Origin of the sequence: Micromonospora sp. AMSO1212t, from assembly GCF_008868145.1 — a bacterium.
GTDB classification, from domain to species: Bacteria; Actinomycetota; Actinomycetes; order Mycobacteriales; family Micromonosporaceae; genus Micromonospora; species Micromonospora tulbaghiae.
In genome coordinates this window covers 1-1,063 of record NZ_WBKS01000254.1, presented here as the reverse complement: position 1 = coordinate 1,063, position 1,063 = coordinate 1, and the positions used below count along the sequence as shown (strand labels likewise).

Here is a 1,063-nt window from a genome sequence, read left to right as displayed (position 1 = left end):
TTCAGCGCCGGCAACCCCCAGGGCCGGGCGAGCGTGCCGGCCGAGGCGCGTCCGGTGGACACCTCGCGGCCGACCCGTACCGTCGGCAGCGGCACCCCGGCGAGCTGCACCTCGGAGGCGGTGGTGAAGGCCGTCGCGGCCGGCGGCGTCATCACGTTCGACTGCGGGCCCGCGCCGGTGACCATCACCATGAAGACCACCGCCAAGGTGGTGAACTCGCACGGCCCGCGCGTCGTGCTGGACGGCGGCGGCAAGGTCACGCTGAGCGGTGGCGGCAAGCGCCGCATCCTCTACATGAACACCTGCGACAAGGCGCAGGGCTTCACCACCTCGCACTGCCAGAACCAGGACCACCCGCGGCTCACCGTGCAGAACCTGACGTTCGTCGACGGGGACGCCACGGGCGATCGCACCGAGGGCGGTGGGGGCGGCGCGATCTTCGTCCGGGGCGGGCGGTTCGCCGTGATCAACTCACGGTTCGTCGACAACCGCTGCGACCGCGCCGGGCCGGACCTCGGCGGCGCGGCGCTGCGCGTGCTCAGCCAGTTCGAGAACAAACCGGTGTACGTGGTGAGCAGCACCTTCACCGGCGGGGTGTGCGCCAACGGTGGGGCGCTGAGCAGCATCGGCGTCTCCTGGACGGTGCTGAACAGCGTCTTCCGGGACAACCGGGCGGTCGGCACCGGCGCGAACCCGGCCCGGGGCGGCACGCCGGGCGGCGGTAGTGGCGGCGCGATCTACTGCGACGGCAACGAGTTCGCGGTGCGGATCGCCGGCACGGTGATCGAGGACAACAGCGCGAACGAGGGCGGCGGCGCGGTCTTCTTCGTCAGCAACAACCGCACCGGCACCCTGAACATCGACAGCAGCACCCTGCGGAGAAACCCCAGCCGAGGCTTCGAGACAAAGGGCCACCCCGGCATCTTCTTCCTGGGCGCCCAGATCTCCTGACGACCCGGCCTCTTCCCGCCCGCCCTGCCGGCCTCACCTCGCGCGTGCCCCCTTGACTTTGTGATCAAGGAGTTTGCGTCCTAGTCGATCTCTGGGAGGGACACAAACTCCT

1 protein-coding gene is annotated in these 1,063 nt (G+C 70.5%); it reads left to right on the top strand.

The genetic code is table 11. From position 1 onward, the window contains the following. The coding region (locus F8279_RS29680; protein WP_151501710.1) for a hypothetical protein at positions 1-951 on the top strand (951 nt) is incomplete at its 5' end. Between the last annotated feature and the right edge of the window lie 112 nt (positions 952-1,063).